Genomic DNA, 16,869 nt, shown 5'->3' with positions numbered 1-16,869 from the left:
TAAAATTCATGCAGTAAATCTTTGAGCATCGCTTCTCGAGTGGAAGCAAATCAAGCTTTTAATTGAAGAGTTTGATCATGGCTCAGATTGAACGCTGGCGGCAGGCTTAACACATGCAAGTCGAGCGGTAGCACAGGGGAGCTTGCTCCCTGGGTGACGAGCGGCGGACGGGTGAGTAATGTCTGGGAAACTGCCTGATGGAGGGGGATAACTACTGGAAACGGTAGCTAATACCGCATAACGTCGCAAGACCAAAGAGGGGGACCTTCGGGCCTCTTGCCATCAGATGTGCCCAGATGGGATTAGCTAGTAGGTGGGGTAATGGCTCACCTAGGCGACGATCCCTAGCTGGTCTGAGAGGATGACCAGCCACACTGGAACTGAGACACGGTCCAGACTCCTACGGGAGGCAGCAGTGGGGAATATTGCACAATGGGCGCAAGCCTGATGCAGCCATGCCGCGTGTGTGAAGAAGGCCTTCGGGTTGTAAAGCACTTTCAGCGAGGAGGAAGGTGGTGAGCTTAATACGCTCATCAATTGACGTTACTCGCAGAAGAAGCACCGGCTAACTCCGTGCCAGCAGCCGCGGTAATACGGAGGGTGCAAGCGTTAATCGGAATTACTGGGCGTAAAGCGCACGCAGGCGGTTTGTTAAGTCAGATGTGAAATCCCCGGGCTCAACCTGGGAACTGCATTTGAAACTGGCAAGCTAGAGTCTCGTAGAGGGGGGTAGAATTCCAGGTGTAGCGGTGAAATGCGTAGAGATCTGGAGGAATACCGGTGGCGAAGGCGGCCCCCTGGACGAAGACTGACGCTCAGGTGCGAAAGCGTGGGGAGCAAACAGGATTAGATACCCTGGTAGTCCACGCTGTAAACGATGTCGATTTGGAGGTTGTGCCCTTGAGGCGTGGCTTCCGGAGCTAACGCGTTAAATCGACCGCCTGGGGAGTACGGCCGCAAGGTTAAAACTCAAATGAATTGACGGGGGCCCGCACAAGCGGTGGAGCATGTGGTTTAATTCGATGCAACGCGAAGAACCTTACCTACTCTTGACATCCAGAGAACTTTCCAGAGATGGATTGGTGCCTTCGGGAACTCTGAGACAGGTGCTGCATGGCTGTCGTCAGCTCGTGTTGTGAAATGTTGGGTTAAGTCCCGCAACGAGCGCAACCCTTATCCTTTGTTGCCAGCGGTTCGGCCGGGAACTCAAAGGAGACTGCCAGTGATAAACTGGAGGAAGGTGGGGATGACGTCAAGTCATCATGGCCCTTACGAGTAGGGCTACACACGTGCTACAATGGCATATACAAAGAGAAGCGACCTCGCGAGAGCAAGCGGACCTCATAAAGTATGTCGTAGTCCGGATTGGAGTCTGCAACTCGACTCCATGAAGTCGGAATCGCTAGTAATCGTAGATCAGAATGCTACGGTGAATACGTTCCCGGGCCTTGTACACACCGCCCGTCACACCATGGGAGTGGGTTGCAAAAGAAGTAGGTAGCTTAACCTTCGGGAGGGCGCTTACCACTTTGTGATTCATGACTGGGGTGAAGTCGTAACAAGGTAACCGTAGGGGAACCTGCGGTTGGATCACCTCCTTACCTAAAGATATTAGTTCGAGTGGCGTGCTCACACAGATTGTCTGATGAAAAAGTAACGAGCAAAAGCGTCATAAAAGTACGGTGTCGTGTCCCCTTCGTCTAGAGGCCTAGGACACCGCCCTTTCACGGCGGTAACAGGGGTTCGAATCCCCTAGGGGACGCCAAGCTTCCGACCCACCCGGTGAAAGCGGCGGTCTCAAGTATCTGACGATACACCATATCTTAAAGATGACTTCCGAGTCATGTTTAAGATATTGCTCTTTAACAATCTGGAACAAGCTGAAAATTGAAACATGACGGTTGAAATTTATCCCTCCGTAGACGTATTGGGATGAAGAGTAACCTGTCATAGAGTCTCTCAAATGTTTGCAGCGCGAACGATGGAAACATCTTCGGGTTGTGAGGTTAAGTGACTAAGCGTACACGGTGGATGCCTAGGCAGTCAGAGGCGATGAAGGGCGTGCTAATCTGCGAAAAGCGTCGGTAAGGTGATATGAACCGTTATAACCGGCGATACCCGAATGGGGAAACCCAGTGTGTTTCGACACACTATCATGTCATGAATACATAGTGGCATGAGGCGAACCGGGGGAACTGAAACATCTAAGTACCCCGAGGAAAAGAAATCAACCGAGATTCCCCCAGTAGCGGCGAGCGAACGGGGAGGAGCCCAGAACCTGAATCGGCTTGTGTGTTAGTGGAAGCGTCTGGAAAGTCGCGCAGCAAAGGGTGATAGCCCCGTACACTAAAATGCACAGGTCGTGAGTTCGATGAGTAGGGCGGGACACGTGACATCCTGTCTGAATATGGGGGGACCATCCTCCAAGGCTAAATACTCCTGACTGACCGATAGTGAACCAGTACCGTGAGGGAAAGGCGAAAAGAACCCCGGCGAGGGGAGTGAAATAGAACCTGAAACCGTGTACGTACAAGCAGTGGGAGCACCTTCGTGGTGTGACTGCGTACCTTTTGTATAATGGGTCAGCGACTTATATTTTGTAGCAAGGTTAACCGTATAGGGGAGCCGTAGGGAAACCGAGTCTTAACTGGGCGATTAGTTGCAAGGTATAGACCCGAAACCCGGTGATCTAGCCATGGGCAGGTTGAAGGTTGGGTAACACTAACTGGAGGACCGAACCGACTAATGTTGAAAAATTAGCGGATGACTTGTGGCTGGGGGTGAAAGGCCAATCAAACCGGGAGATAGCTGGTTCTCCCCGAAAGCTATTTAGGTAGCGCCTCGTGAACTCATCTTCGGGGGTAGAGCACTGTTTCGGCTAGGGGGCCATCCCGGCTTACCAAACCGATGCAAACTCCGAATACCGAAGAATGTTATCACGGGAGACACACGGCGGGTGCTAACGTCCGTCGTGAAGAGGGAAACAACCCAGACCGCCAGCTAAGGTCCCAAAGTCATGGTTAAGTGGGAAACGATGTGGGAAGGCATAGACAGCCAGGATGTTGGCTTAGAAGCAGCCATCATTTAAAGAAAGCGTAATAGCTCACTGGTCGAGTCGGCCTGCGCGGAAGATGTAACGGGGCTAAACCATGCACCGAAGCTGCGGCAGCGACGCTTAGCGTTGTTGGGTAGGGGAGCGTTCTGTAAGCCGTTGAAGGTGGCCTGTGAGGGTTGCTGGAGGTATCAGAAGTGCGAATGCTGACATAAGTAACGATAAAGCGGGTGAAAAGCCCGCTCGCCGGAAGACCAAGGGTTCCTGTCCAACGTTAATCGGGGCAGGGTGAGTCGACCCCTAAGGCGAGGCTGAAAAGCGTAGTCGATGGGAAACAGGTTAATATTCCTGTACTTGGTGTTACTGCGAAGGGGGGACGGAGAAGGCTAGGCTAGCCGGGCGACGGTTGTCCCGGTTTAAGCGTGTAGGGGGTGTGACCTGGTAAATCCGGTTGCATATCAACCCTGAGGCGTGATGACGATGCACTACGGTGCAGAAGTAGTTGATGCCCTGCTTCCAGGAAAATCCTCTAAGCTCCAGGTAACATTAAATCGTACCCCAAACCGACACAGGTGGTCAGGTAGAGAATACCAAGGCGCTTGAGAGAACTCGGGTGAAGGAACTAGGCAAAATGGTGCCGTAACTTCGGGAGAAGGCACGCTGGCATGTAGGTGAAGTCCCTCGCGGATGGAGCTGAAGCCAGTCGAAGATACCAGCTGGCTGCAACTGTTTAATAAAAACACAGCACTGTGCAAACACGAAAGTGGACGTATACGGTGTGACGCCTGCCCGGTGCTGGAAGGTTAATTGATGGGGTCAGCCGCAAGGCGAAGCTCTTGATCGAAGCCCCAGTAAACGGCGGCCGTAACTATAACGGTCCTAAGGTAGCGAAATTCCTTGTCGGGTAAGTTCCGACCTGCACGAATGGCGTAATGATGGCCAGGCTGTCTCCACCCGAGACTCAGTGAAATTGAACTCGCTGTGAAGATGCAGTGTACCCGCGGCAAGACGGAAAGACCCCGTGAACCTTTACTATAGCTTGACACTGAACATTGAGCCTTGATGTGTAGGATAGGTGGGAGGCTTTGAAGCGTGGACGCCAGTCTGCGTGGAGCCATCCTTGAAATACCACCCTTTAATGTTTGATGTTCTAACTCGGCCCCATAATCTGGGGTGAGGACAGTGTCTGGTGGGTAGTTTGACTGGGGCGGTCTCCTCCCAAAGAGTAACGGAGGAGCACGAAGGTTAGCTAATCACGGTCGGACATCGTGAGGTTAGTGCAAAGGCATAAGCTAGCTTGACTGCGAGAGTGACGGCTCGAGCAGGTACGAAAGTAGGTCTTAGTGATCCGGTGGTTCTGAATGGAAGGGCCATCGCTCAACGGATAAAAGGTACTCCGGGGATAACAGGCTGATACCGCCCAAGAGTTCATATCGACGGCGGTGTTTGGCACCTCGATGTCGGCTCATCACATCCTGGGGCTGAAGTAGGTCCCAAGGGTATGGCTGTTCGCCATTTAAAGTGGTACGCGAGCTGGGTTTAGAACGTCGTGAGACAGTTCGGTCCCTATCTGCCGTGGGCGTTGGAAGATTGAGAGGGGTTGCTCCTAGTACGAGAGGACCGGAGTGAACGCACCACTGGTGTTCGGGTTGTCATGCCAATGGCATTGCCCGGTAGCTAAGTGCGGAAAAGATAAGCGCTGAAAGCATCTAAGCGCGAAACTTGCCTCAAGATGAGTCTTCCCTGGGCCTTTAAGGCCCCTGAAGGAACGTTTAAGACTAAGACGTTGATAGGCTGGGTGTGTAAGTGCAGCGATGCATTGAGCTAACCAGTACTAATGATCCGTGAGGCTTAACCTTACAACACCGAAGGTGTTTTTTAGAGAGATTTTCAGCGAAGTTCCGAGATTGGTTCTGATGGCTTGACGGAAGTGAAGCGGTTGGAATGAAACGAATTTGCCTGGCGGCAATAGCGCGGTGGTCCCACCTGACCCCATGCCGAACTCAGAAGTGAAACGCCGTAGCGCCGATGGTAGTGTGGGGTCTCCCCATGCGAGAGTAGGACACTGCCAGGCATCAAACAAAGCCGAAAGCCCTGAACTGACGTTCAGGGCTTTTTGCTATGCGTAAAACGTAAAAAAGCGCAGCTACGCTGCGCCTTTCAACCACTCGACAATAAAGTCGGCGATGCTTTCCGGTCGGTTGAGATCCAGCTGTTTAGCCGAAATGGATAGCGGTCGGTCGCTGGCTACCGCCACCACAAACCGATCCAGCATGTCTTCCAACGGTCTGCCGATCTCGGCCCGATAAAGCAGGATTTTGCTGACCGGCTCATGTTTGAACCCTTCCACCAGAATCAAGTCGACTTTATCGGCGTCAAAACGCTCTGCCAGGTAGCGTAGATCCAAAGATTGTTGCTCCGGCGTTTCGGTCATCAATGCCCAGCGGCGATCGCTGGCGACCAGCGTTTGTTCGGCGCCTGCTTTACGCAGCTCATAGCTGTCTTTACCCGGCGTATCCACATCCATGTCGTGATGCGTATGTTTGATCAGTCCAATCCTTACCTGGCGTTGTTTCAGCAACGGGATCAGCTGTTTGAGCAGGGTTGTTTTCCCCGTTCCGCTGTAGGCGCCGATGGCCAGCAAGGGAGGCAATGAACGATTCATTTTTTGAGCTCTCGCGTTTGTTGCCAATTCAGGCAGTCAGCTGGCGTATTCAGGTTATGAAATGCCGCTTGTTGCCCGCTGAACACTACGCGTTGTGCGCCAATTTGATGCAAGAACAGCATCAGCTTGCGTTCACCGCGCGCCAGATAGTCGGCCAGCTGCGGCGCTATTTGGCTATGCAGTAACGCCAGGGTGGGGTGATCTCGTTCACCATCGCTGGCAAAGGCCGCCTGCGCCGCGCCTTTTTGCTGCCATAGCTGAGCGACTAAGTCGGCGGGAAAGTCGGGGACATCACAAGGGACGAAGGCCACCCATTCGCTGGAAGATTGCTTGAGCCCGGCCAGCATGCCGGCCAGCGGCCCGGCGAAATCGGGCGTCAGATCGCCAATCACCGGCAAACCGCTCGCCTGATAACATGCCTGATTGCGATTGGCGCTGATGACGATGGAAGTCACCTGTGGCCGTAACCGAGCCAATACGTGTTGATAGAGTGCGATCCCGCCAATCGACACCAGGCCTTTGTCTTCACCGCCCATGCGCGTGGCCCGTCCGCCGGCCAAAATGACGCCGCTGATTTCTTTATGCATCTCGTTTATCCCGCCTTGTCGATGGGCTGATTGTAGCGCTAAAGCAGACGTGACATCAGGATTTACCTTTATTGACAAGCCGGTTCTTTCACTGCGTGGGTAAGCCTGTTACTTTGTGAGTTTATTCATGCTATTGGACGATATTGAGATGAAAACGCATCGCGTAAACGAGTTGATCGAGCTGTTGCACCCGGCCTGGCAGGAAGATCCCGATCTCAATTTGATGCAGTTTTTGCAAAAGCTGGCGAAGGAAGCGGGCTTCCAGGGCGAGTTGTCCGAACTGAGCGACGATATTCTCATTTATCACCTGAAAATGCGCGGTAGCGCCGGCACGGATCAGATCCCGGGTCTGAAGAAAGATTACGAAGAAGATTTTAAAACGGCGCTGCTGCGCGCTCGCGGCGTTATCAAGGACTGATCCTCGTGCGGTGCGAGAAAGCATAGCGCGTGAAATGCGCCATTAATGCTACTATTTCTCATTCCCGGCACCGTGCTGTCAGCGATCAAACGAACGTTATGAATAACTCTGCTTTTAATTTCGACACCCTGTCGCCCGATTTGATTATGGACGCGCTAGAAGGAGTTGGCCTGCGCGTCGATTCCGGCCTGACGGCGCTGAACAGCTACGAGAACCGTGTCTATCAGTTTATGGACGAAGATCGCCGGCGCTACGTGGTGAAGTTTTACCGCCCGGAGCGCTGGAGCGCCGCACAGATCGGTGAGGAACATCAGTTCGCTCTGGATCTGGCCGGCGCGGAGATCCCGGCGGTGGCGCCGTTGGCGCTGCAAGGCGCTACGCTGCATACGCACGGCGGCTTTTTCTTTGCCCTGTTCCCCAGCGTGGGGAGCCGGCAATACGAGATAGACAATCTGGATCAGTTGGAATGGGTGGGCCGTTTTCTGGGGCGTATCCACCAGGTCGGCGGTGAGCGTTTGTTCGCCGAGCGGCCAACGATGGGGATTGAAGAGTACCTCACCGCCCCGCGCCAGGTGCTGGCCGATTGCGAGCTGCTACCGGCAACGCAGCGTGACGCGTTCCTGCAGGCGACGGATAATCTGATTGCGGCGATCAAGTCGCACTGGCATCTGAACTGGCAGCCGCGCCGTTTGCACGGTGATTGCCATCCGGGCAATATTCTGTGGCGCGATGGCCCGCTGTTCGTCGATCTTGATGACGCGCGCAACGGCCCGGCAGTGCAGGATCTGTGGATGTTGCTGCACGGCGAACGTCGCGATCAACTGATGCAGCTGGATGTCTTGCTGGAGGCGTATAGCGAATTTGCCGAGTTTGATCAGCGCGAGCTGGCGTTGATTGAACCACTGCGGGCGATGCGCATGGTGTATTACCTGGCCTGGGTCGCTCGCCGTTGGCAGGATCCGGCCTTCCCCAAGAGTTTTCCGTGGATGGCGGAGTCTGATTTCTGGTTGTCTCAGACTGCGGCCTTCACCGAACAGGTTAAGCTGTTGCAGGAGCCCCCTCTGCAGCTGACGCCAATGTATTGAAGCTTTAACACAATGGAGAGTTTAGTCTTATGAAAAAAATATGGTTGGCGCTCGTTGGCATGGTGATGGCATTCAGTGCCTCGGCAGCACAGTTTAGCGATGGCGCTCAGTATGTGACCCTGGACAAACCGGTGACCGGCGAGCCGCAGGTGTTGGAGTTCTTCTCCTTCTACTGCCCGCACTGCTACCAGTTCGAGCAGGTCTATCATGTGTCTGAGAACGTAAAGAAAGCGCTGCCTGCCGGCACCAAAATGACCAAGTACCACGTTGAATTCCTGGGGCCGTTGGGCAAACAGCTGACTCAGGCATGGGCGGTAGCGATGGCGCTGGGCGTGGAAGACAAGGTGAGCCCGCTGATGTTTGAAGCGGTGCAGAAAACCCAGACCGTGCAAACGCCGGATGATATCCGCAATGTCTTCGTGAAAGCGGGTGTGACCGCAGCAGATTATGATGCGGCCTGGAACAGCTTCGTGGTGAAATCTCTGGTGGTTCAACAGGAGAAAGCCGCAGAAGATCTGCAGCTGCGCGGCGTGCCGGCGGTATTCGTCAACGGCAAATACATGGTTAAGAACGATGGCCTGGACACCAGCTCGATGGACGCTTACGTGAAGCAGTTCGCCGATGTGGTTAAATTCCTCAGCCAGCAGAAATAAGCCAGACCCCATGCGAAAACGCCGGCATCGCCGGCGTTTTTTTATCCATATTGCCGTTTCAATTTATCCAGCAACCGATCTTTTTCCTGCCATAGCGTATTCAGCCACAGCTGGAAGCGCCGCTTGAACTGCTTGTCGTTGAAGTAGTCCCCGTGCAGGGTTTCATCGATCGGCAGCGTCTCTATTCTCACCACGATACGCGTCAGCCGCCCGCACAGCATATCCCTAAAAGGCCGTTGGTTATTTTCCGGATAGAGCAGAGTAACGTTCAATATTTTGTCGAACTGATTGCCCAACGCGCTGAGTGTAAACGCGATGCCGGCGGCTTTAGGCGCCAGCAAATTGCGATACGGCGAATTGCTTTTAATTTTCTTGGCTTCGGTGAAGCGTGAACCCTCGACGAAATTGACGATGGTGGTTGGACGCTGGCGGAATTTTTCGCAGGAACGGCGCGTCGTTTCGATATCCTTGCCGCGCTTTTCCGGATGCTTGAGCAAATAGGCGCGGGAGTAACGCTTCATGAATGGCATATCCAGCGCCCAGCAGGCCAGGCCGACAAAAGGCACCCAGGCGAGCTGTTGCTTGAGAAAATACTTATTCATTGGAATATGATTTCTGAACAGCACGCACAGTACGACAATGTCCGACCAACTTTCGTGGTTGCTGATCAGCAGATACCAGTTTTTGCGGTCCAGCCCTTCCAGCCCTTCAATATCCCAACGCAATTGCCCGTTAATGCGCAATAACAGCGCCAGCCCTTGGCACCAACACCACATCATGAAATCGGCGAAAGCCGAGATATATCGCCAGACGGCGGGAATGGGCACCAGGAGTTTCACGATGCCGGCCAGCGTGATGGGGATGGAGCACAACACCGTCACCAGAATGGTAAGTATGACGGAAATGATAAAGATAACAGGCGTTAACAATCTTGGCATGATTATGGGCTGACGGTTGTTGGGAACATCGTTGCATGCCAAAACGCATGAACAAAAACGCATTTTAACAGAAATCGCCGGGGTAAAGCGCCGCTAAAAATCACTGTTTTTCGTCTCATCGGATAACCATTTGCTGAGTTTTCGTGCAACTTGTCCAGCTTGTGCTATGGTAATTGAGGCGCCGAATTTGATGAATAGTGCGATTAAAATCCGGCGAAAGTTATATCCACAAATCCAATAAAAGCCAATAATAAAGCGTCGCCGGAATTCGTTCTTTTAACGCGGTGATTTAAATAGGAATTTTATTCGCCGTTATAACGATAATCGCAGCGTTATAATTCGGTCTCTTTTCTATGCACAAAGTTATCCACAGGTAAGATCTTGCGGATCCTCGCACACAATCACATCATTTTCGTCCGCAATGCACGCTAAGGTTCGTCTCCGACGGCCAGCTATGGCATGCTTACCCCTATGTCCGATCACGATAAAGAAACGCTATGGCCCAGATTGCAGAAAACCCACTAATCCTGGTTGACGGTTCCTCCTACCTCTACCGCGCTTATCACGCCTTCCCGCCGCTGACCAACTCGGCGGGCGAGCCGACCGGCGCGATGTACGGCGTGCTGAATATGCTGCGCAGCCTGCTGCTGCAGTATCAACCGAGCCACGTTGCCGTGGTGTTTGATGCCAAAGGGAAGACCTTCCGCGATGATCTCTTCGCTGAATACAAGTCACATCGGCCGCCGATGCCGGACGATCTGCGCGCGCAGATCGAGCCGCTGCACAGCATGGTCAAGGCGATGGGCCTGCCGCTGCTGGTGACGCCCGGCGTTGAGGCGGACGACGTTATCGGTACGCTGGCGCTGGAGGCCGAAAAGGCCGGCCATGCGGTGCTGATCAGCACCGGCGACAAAGACATGGCGCAGCTGGTGACGCCGAACGTCACCCTGATCAACACCATGAACAACACGATCCTCGGTCCGCAGGAAGTGTGCGACAAGTACGGCATTCCGCCGGAGTTGATCATCGACTTCCTGGCGCTGATGGGCGATTCATCGGACAACATTCCCGGCGTACCGGGCGTGGGCGAGAAAACCGCCCAGGCGTTGCTGCAGGGTATCGGCGGGCTGGATGCGCTGTACGGTAATCTGGAGAACATCGCTACGCTGAGCTTCCGCGGCGCCAAAACCATGGCGGCCAAGCTGGAACAGAATAAAGAGGTCGCGTACCTCTCCTATAAGCTGGCGACGATCAAAACCGACGTCGAGCTGGATCTGACCTGCGCGGACCTGACGGTCTCCGCGCCGGATGTCGACACGTTGCAACAGCTGTTCAAACAGTACGAGTTCAAACGCTGGCTGGCGGACGTGGAAGCCGGCGTCTGGCTGGAACACAAGAAAGGCGCGGGCGCGAAAGCTGCCGGCGCCGCCAAACCGGCTGCCGCCGTGGAAGCGCCGAAAGCCTTGGCGGAAGCCAAGCTGTCCCAGGACGGGTATGTCACTATCCTGGACGAAGCGACCTTTACCGACTGGCTGGCGCGGCTGAAAAAGGCCGACGTGTTTGCCTTCGATACCGAAACCGACGGTCTGGATACCCTGACCGCCAACCTGATCGGCCTGTCCTTCGCGATCGCGCCGGGCGAAGCGGCTTATTTGCCGGTGGCGCACGATTATCTGGATGCGCCGGCGCAGCTGGATCGCGCTTATGTGCTGGAGGCGCTCAAGCCGCTGCTGGAAGACGAGAAGGCGCTCAAGGTCGGGCAAAACCTGAAGTTCGACATGAGCCTGCTGGCGCGCTATGGCATCGAGATGCGCGGCATCGCCTACGACACCATGCTGGAGTCCTATGTGCTGGACAGCGTCGGCGGCCGTCACGATATGGACAGCCTGGCCGATCGCTATCTGGGCCACAAAACCATCACCTTTGAAGAGATCGCCGGCAAGGGCAAAAACCAGCTGACGTTCAACCAGATCGCGCTGGAGCAGGCGGCGCCTTACGCCGCCGAAGACGCCGATGTCACGCTGCAGCTGCACCTGGCGATGTGGCCGCAGCTGAAACAGAGCGCGGAACTGCTGACGGTATTCAATGAGATTGAAATGCCGCTGCTGCCGGTGCTGTCACATATCGAACGCACCGGGGTACTGATCGATCCGGCCATTTTGTCGGCCCACTCCCAAGAGCTGGCCAAGCGTCTGGCTGAGCTGGAAGCGCAGGCCCACGAGCTGGCGGAAGAGCCGTTCAACCTGGCGTCGACCAAGCAACTGCAGGCGATCCTGTACGAAAAACAAAAGCTGCCGGTGCTGAAGAAAACCCCGGGCGGGGCGCCGTCCACTAACGAAGAGGTGCTGGCCGAGCTGGCGCTGGACTACCCGCTGCCGAAGGTGATCCTGGAATACCGCGGCCTGGCGAAGCTGAAGACCACCTATACCGACAAGCTGCCGCTGATGATCAATCCGGTCAGCGGGCGGGTGCATACCTCGTACCATCAGGCGGTGACCGCCACCGGCCGCCTCTCCTCGAGCGATCCGAACCTGCAGAACATCCCGGTGCGCAACGAAGAAGGGCGGCGCATTCGCCAGGCCTTTATTGCGCCGGAAGGCTACCGCATCGTTGCGGCCGACTACTCGCAGATCGAGCTGCGCATCATGGCGCATCTGTCACAGGATGAAGGGCTGCTGAAGGCCTTCGCCGAAGGGAAAGACATTCACCGCGCCACGGCGTCGGAAGTTTTCGGCGTGCCGCTGGATAAAGTGACCGGCGAGCAGCGCCGCAGCGCCAAGGCGATTAACTTTGGTTTGATTTACGGCATGAGCGCTTTCGGCCTGGCGCGTCAGCTGGGGATCCCGCGTGGGGAAGCCCAGCGCTATATGGATCTCTACTTCGAACGTTACCCGGGCGTGCTGGATTACATGGAGCGCACCCGTCAGCAGGCTTCCGAGCAGGGCTATGTCAGCACGCTGGACGGCCGCCGTCTGTATCTGCCGGACGTCCGCTCCAGCAATGCCATGCGCCGCAAGGCGGCCGAGCGCGCCGCCATCAACGCCCCGATGCAGGGCACGGCGGCCGATATCATCAAGCGTGCGATGATCGAGGTCGACGCCTGGCTGCAGGGGCAGGAGAAGCCGTTGGTGCGCGCGATCATGCAGGTGCACGATGAATTGGTGTTCGAGGTGCATGAATCGGTGATCGACGAAGCCAGCCAGCGTATCCGCCAACTGATGGAAGGCAGCATGACGCTGGCGGTGCCGCTGAAGGTCGATGTGGGCGTCGGCATGAACTGGGATGAGGCGCATTGATCGTTGGGTTATCGCCGTATGCGCTAACTGGCGATAACCTAAGCACTTTTCGTAATTAAGCTACAAGATGCGGCGATAGTTTCCCCAACTTCGCCGTTCTTGCGCCGCAAATTGTGTAAGTAAACTACAAAAAATTCTTTTTCCCTGCGAAAAAATGATGTAGAGTTACAGGCGTAGGGTACAGAGGTAAGATGTTCTATCTTTCAGACCTTTTACTTCACGTAATCGGATTTGGCTGAATATTTAGCCGCCCCAGTCAGTATTGACTGGGGCGTTTTTTATTGTAAAAACAGCAGCAAACCATACGTTTTTCCTATCGCTCGGCCCCGCTTTTCATTTCAGCTTCCGCTCCCTCAATCCGCGTAATTCGGCGAGACAAGCCCGTTTTGGCAATAAGTCTTTATGATGGCTTTATTTCAAAAATGTAATTAGATAACGAAAAATCCCGCCTGCGGCCGATCTGCGGGCATAAAAAAGCCGATGCGGCGAGGCATCGGCTCAAACGTGCGATCAGGGCTTATTCGCCGATGTCCTCTTCCGGCAGCACTTCCGGCGGGATCTCGTTAAACCAGGTGTCCAGCTTCTGGCGCAACTTGTCGACGCCGATCTTTTTCAGCGATGAGAAGGCTTCGACCTGGATGTCCCCCATAAACGGCAGCACCGCTTCACGCACCATGTTAAGTTGCGCCTTGCGTGCGCCGGAGGCCAGCTTGTCGGCCTTGGTCAGCAACACCAGCACCGGCGTGCCGACGTCGACCGCCCATTGGATCATCTGCTGGTCGAGATCTTTCAGCGGATGGCGGATATCCATCAGCACTACCAGCCCTTTCAGGCTGTTGCGCATCTGCAGGTATTCGCCCAGCGCGCGTTGCCATTTGCGCTTCATTTCTTCCGGCACTTCGGCGTAGCCATAACCCGGCAGGTCGACCAGACGAATGCCGTCTTCCACTTCGAACAGGTTGATCAGCTGGGTGCGCCCCGGCGTCTTACTGGTGCGCGCCAGGCTTTTTTGATTGGTCAGCGTATTCAGCGCGCTGGATTTACCGGCGTTGGAACGGCCGGCAAAGGCGACTTCAATTCCTGCATCCCCCGGCAGATGGCGAATATCGGGTGCGCTGGTGACGAAATGGGTCACATGATAGTTGTAGTTCTTGCTGGTCAAAATTTTTCGTCTCCGTGAGGATGGCTAACTGGTTGGCGATTATAACTGCATCAGCGGTAAAAATGGCGTGTTTCTCCGTTTTTAAGCGGCGGGGCGCGATAAAACGGCAGTTATGCCGACCGTACGTTGTGAGACATTTGCCATTCGAATCGCGGGTAATGTCGCTTTATTCGAAAGCGATATTTCTGTTTCTATTTTAAAAACAATGTGTTGTTTTTTCGTTGTGTGGAAATGTCAGTCAAATCGGCGTCAGGTGCCTTGAGCCTTCGCAACAATAACGTAAAGTACTCGTTAACGCAGGGTTGCGCAGGATTAGGGAACATCCGGGAAGGATGACAAATCTCAGGGAATGCACAGGGCGTGCAATGAGTGCCAGGATGAACGCAAAAGGAAGTGACCCTTTCGCACCGGAATAGGCGGCAGGCACATCGGATGGTGAAGTATCGGCAGTTTGGATGCCCGCAGGAAGCACGTTCGGGAAGAGCGGATGCGAATGGATTGCGCCATGGACGATTTTCCTTTCAGGATGAAGGACGTAGTGGCAGGGAATGCGGTTATAGCAGAAGGAAAAACCGGGATGTTGCATGTACGCAAGGAGCGCGTAACAGGAATACCCTTCGCAAGAAGGTGCGAAATAGGCGGCAGGTTTAACCTGCCGCCTTTTTTCTTTGTCCGCTTTCTGCTAGATTCCGCCGCAATTCTATACTGAATCTACATACCTAAGAGCACACGCTATGAACCAGCCATCAAAAGCACCTCGCGGCAGCGCGGCGAAGTCAAAAACGAAAAAGAAAAGCCGTATGGAGCTCGATCAGGAAGCGCGCGAGCGCAAACGCCTGAAAAAGCGCCGCGGCCACGCTTCCGGTTCACGCACCCAGGTTGAGTCCGGCAGCCAAAAAAACAAATCGGCGGCGGAAGCCAAAGATCCGCGTATCGGCAGTAAAGTGCCGGTTGCGCTGGTGGTCGACGAAACCAAAGTGAAGGCCAAACCGCAGCCGAAGCCAAAGGCCGAAGCGAAACCGCGCCTGTCGCCGGAAGAAGAGCTGGCGAAGCTGGAAAATGACGAACGCCTGAACGCGCTGCTGGATCGCATCGACGATGGCGAAACGCTGAACGCGCAAGAACAGGCGTATGTCGATAAGACGCTGGATCGTATCGATGTGCTGATGGACGTGCTGGGCATCGAGCTGGGCGATGAAGACGACGAGGAAGAAGAAGAGAAGCAGGAAGATATTCTGAAGCTGCTGAAAGGCGGCAACCCGAAGGATGCTTTTTAACGCGCCATGTGGCTGATCCCGACAATAGCCCTACTCTTGATGTGTTATCTGCTGTGGTTATTCGGTAAACTATGGCGGCTGTCTAAGCGCAAAGCGCGTTTTCGCAGCGCTTCCGTGGCCAGACAGCGCAGACAACCGCCCCTCTCCCGGCCCGGTAGAAAAAGATATCGGAAGGAGTGAGCATGTCAGAGCAGACGATTGTCTGGGATTTGGCCCTGATCCAAAAATATAACTACTCAGGGCCGCGTTATACCTCATACCCCACGGCGCTGGAGTTTAACCAGCGCTACGACGAAGCGGCGTTTCAACGCGCCGCGGCGCGCTACCCTGAGCGGCCGCTGTCGCTGTACGTGCATATCCCTTTCTGCCATAAGCTGTGCTATTTCTGTGGCTGCAACAAGCTGGTGACGCGCCAGACGCACAAGGCCGACGAATACCTGAACGTTTTGGCGCAAGAGATCGCCAGCCGTGCGCCGCTGTTCGCCGGCCGCAAGGTTGGCCAGATGCACTGGGGCGGCGGTACGCCAACCTACCTGGACAAAGCGCAAATCAGCCGGCTGGTGGCGCTGCTGCGCGAACATTTTGATTTTCTGCCCGATGCGGAGATGTCGATCGAAGTCGATCCGCGCGAGATTGAGCTGGATGTGCTCGATCATTTACGCGCCGAAGGCTTTAACCGTTTGAGCATGGGGGTGCAGGATTTCAACAAGCAGGTGCAGCAGTTGGTCAACCGCGAGCAGGACGAAGCCTTCATCTTCGCTCTGATCGAACGGGCCAAAGCGCTGGGCTTCCGCTCAACCAATATCGATCTGATCTACGGCCTGCCGAAACAGACGCCGGAAAGCTTCGCTTTCACGCTGCAGCGGGTGGCCGAACTGAATCCCGATCGCCTCAGCGTGTTCAACTACGCGCATATGCCGAATTTGTTCGCCGCCCAGCGCAAAATCAAAGACGCCGATCTGCCCAGCGCGCAGCAGAAGTTGGATATCTTGCAGCAGAGCATCGCGTTCCTGACTGACGCCGGCTATCAGTTCATCGGTATGGATCACTTTGCGCATCCGGACGACGAGCTGGCGATCGCCCAACGCGAAGGCAAACTGCACCGCAATTTCCAGGGCTACACCACTCAGGGCGACAGCGATCTGCTGGGGCTGGGCGTGTCGGCTATCAGCATGCTCGGCGACAGCTATGCGCAGAATCAGAAAGAGCTGAAGCATTACTATGACAGCGTGCAAGCGCAGGGCAACGCGCTGTGGCGCGGGCTGGCGCTGACGGACGACGATTGCCTGCGGCGCGATCTGATCAAAACCCTGATCTGCAATTTCCGGTTGGCGTATCAGCCGCTCGAACGGCAATACGGCATCGATTTCACCGCTTACTTCGCCGAAGACCTGCAGCTGCTGGCGCCGTTTGAACGCGATGGGCTGGTGGAGCGCGATGAGCAAGGCATTCGCGTCACGCCGCGCGGGCGCCTGCTGATCCGCAATATCTGTATGTGTTTCGACCGCTATCTGCGGCAACAGGCACGCAGCCAGCAGTTCTCTCGGGTGATCTGAGGATGAAAAAACAGCCGCTGATGCGGCTGTTTTTTTAACTGAAGAAGTTAATCAGCGCGGCGCACAGCACCGCGGCGACCGCCGCCTGCGGAGTGTGGCTGGCGGCGGAGCCCAGCTCCGCGCCCTGAGAAATGAATGCGATGAATGAGTCCAGCATCGTCAACCTCCAGAGTGTGCGAC

Annotated in this window: 12 protein-coding genes, 1 tRNA gene and 3 rRNA genes; 11 read left to right on the top strand and 5 right to left on the bottom strand. The window is 55.1% G+C overall.

The genetic code is table 11. The annotated features are described in order from the left end of the window. The first annotated feature begins 59 nt into the window (after positions 1-59). The 4 genes from J0F90_RS24185 to rrf all read left to right on the top strand — a co-directional run bounded on the left by J0F90_RS24185 (position 60) and on the right by rrf (position 5,126). Positions 60-1,601, top strand: a 16S ribosomal RNA gene (locus J0F90_RS24185). 88 nt (positions 1,602-1,689) lie between these two features. Beyond that, positions 1,690-1,765 (top strand) — tRNA-Glu (locus J0F90_RS24180). Positions 1,766-2,004: 239 nt separating this feature from the next. Then, positions 2,005-4,911 (top strand): 23S ribosomal RNA (locus J0F90_RS24175). A 99-nt stretch (positions 4,912-5,010) separates the two neighbouring features. Next, positions 5,011-5,126, top strand: a 5S ribosomal RNA gene (rrf, locus tag J0F90_RS24170). Together the 16S, 23S and 5S rRNA genes with 1 tRNA gene alongside form the textbook arrangement of a ribosomal RNA operon. A gap of 72 nt (positions 5,127-5,198) precedes the next feature. Here rrf and mobB read toward each other — a convergent pair. Both mobB and mobA read right to left on the bottom strand, forming a co-directional pair. Next, the gene (gene mobB / locus J0F90_RS24165) at positions 5,199-5,717 is read right to left on the bottom strand and encodes a molybdopterin-guanine dinucleotide biosynthesis protein MobB (protein WP_033639114.1); all 519 of its coding nucleotides are present in this window, start codon (positions 5,715-5,717) and stop codon (positions 5,199-5,201) included. Continuing rightward, entirely contained in the window at positions 5,714-6,304 is a 591-nt protein-coding gene (gene mobA, locus J0F90_RS24160; protein WP_033639115.1) for a molybdenum cofactor guanylyltransferase MobA, read from the bottom strand. Before mobA ends, mobB begins: the two co-directional genes overlap by 4 nt. 148 nt (positions 6,305-6,452) lie before the next feature. On the opposite strand from mobA, the gene J0F90_RS24155 reads away from it, so the two are divergent. The 3 genes from J0F90_RS24155 to dsbA all read left to right on the top strand — a co-directional run bounded on the left by J0F90_RS24155 (position 6,453) and on the right by dsbA (position 8,460). Further along, positions 6,453-6,722 (top strand): YihD family protein, encoded by a 270-nt coding sequence (locus tag J0F90_RS24155; protein ID WP_004931268.1) that lies wholly within the window; start codon positions 6,453-6,455, stop codon positions 6,720-6,722. A 98-nt stretch (positions 6,723-6,820) separates the two neighbouring features. Further along, on the top strand, positions 6,821-7,807 hold the full coding sequence (locus J0F90_RS24150; RefSeq protein WP_033639116.1) for a serine/threonine protein kinase: 987 nt from the start codon (positions 6,821-6,823) through the stop codon (positions 7,805-7,807). Positions 7,808-7,836: 29 nt separating this feature from the next. Next, entirely contained in the window at positions 7,837-8,460 is a 624-nt protein-coding gene (dsbA, locus tag J0F90_RS24145; RefSeq protein ID WP_004931264.1) for a thiol:disulfide interchange protein DsbA, read from the top strand. Positions 8,461-8,501: 41 nt separating this feature from the next. On the opposite strand, the gene J0F90_RS24140 is transcribed toward dsbA, so the two are convergent. Beyond that, positions 8,502-9,398 carry an acyltransferase gene (locus J0F90_RS24140; RefSeq protein WP_033639117.1) on the bottom strand — a complete coding sequence of 299 codons (897 nt, stop codon included), beginning with the start codon at positions 9,396-9,398 and terminating at the stop codon, positions 8,502-8,504. 497 nt (positions 9,399-9,895) lie between these two features. Between J0F90_RS24140 and polA the strand changes: the two genes are divergently transcribed. Together polA and spfP are read left to right on the top strand one after the other, a co-directional pair. Continuing rightward, the gene (gene polA, locus J0F90_RS24135; protein ID WP_033639118.1) at positions 9,896-12,694 is read left to right on the top strand and encodes a DNA polymerase I; all 2,799 of its coding nucleotides are present in this window, start codon (positions 9,896-9,898) and stop codon (positions 12,692-12,694) included. A 191-nt stretch (positions 12,695-12,885) separates the two neighbouring features. After that, positions 12,886-12,933 (top strand): small protein SpfP, encoded by a 48-nt coding sequence (gene spfP / locus J0F90_RS24935; protein WP_071892919.1) that lies wholly within the window; start codon positions 12,886-12,888, stop codon positions 12,931-12,933. Positions 12,934-13,211: 278 nt separating this feature from the next. On the opposite strand, the gene yihA is transcribed toward spfP, so the two are convergent. Next, entirely contained in the window at positions 13,212-13,856 is a 645-nt protein-coding gene (gene yihA, locus J0F90_RS24130; protein ID WP_004931258.1) for a ribosome biogenesis GTP-binding protein YihA/YsxC, read from the bottom strand. Positions 13,857-14,590: 734 nt separating this feature from the next. Between yihA and yihI the strand changes: the two genes are divergently transcribed. Together yihI and hemN are read left to right on the top strand one after the other, a co-directional pair. Continuing rightward, positions 14,591-15,133 carry a Der GTPase-activating protein YihI gene (yihI, locus tag J0F90_RS24125; protein WP_015379455.1) on the top strand — a complete coding sequence of 181 codons (543 nt, stop codon included), beginning with the start codon at positions 14,591-14,593 and terminating at the stop codon, positions 15,131-15,133. Between the two features lie 182 nt (positions 15,134-15,315). Beyond that, a complete protein-coding gene (gene hemN / locus J0F90_RS24120) occupies positions 15,316-16,689 on the top strand; it encodes an oxygen-independent coproporphyrinogen III oxidase (RefSeq protein WP_033639119.1) in 1,374 nt (457 codons plus the stop codon). A gap of 34 nt (positions 16,690-16,723) precedes the next feature. On the opposite strand, the gene J0F90_RS24115 is transcribed toward hemN, so the two are convergent. Continuing rightward, on the bottom strand, positions 16,724-16,846 hold the full coding sequence (locus J0F90_RS24115; RefSeq protein WP_004931250.1) for a YshB family small membrane protein: 123 nt from the start codon (positions 16,844-16,846) through the stop codon (positions 16,724-16,726). Between the last annotated feature and the right edge of the window lie 23 nt (positions 16,847-16,869).

Source organism: Serratia marcescens subsp. marcescens ATCC 13880 (assembly GCF_017299535.1).
GTDB classification, from domain to species: domain Bacteria; phylum Pseudomonadota; class Gammaproteobacteria; order Enterobacterales; family Enterobacteriaceae; genus Serratia; species Serratia marcescens.
Note: the sequence above shows the minus strand (reverse complement) of the source record. Positions and strands in the feature narration are given on the sequence as shown.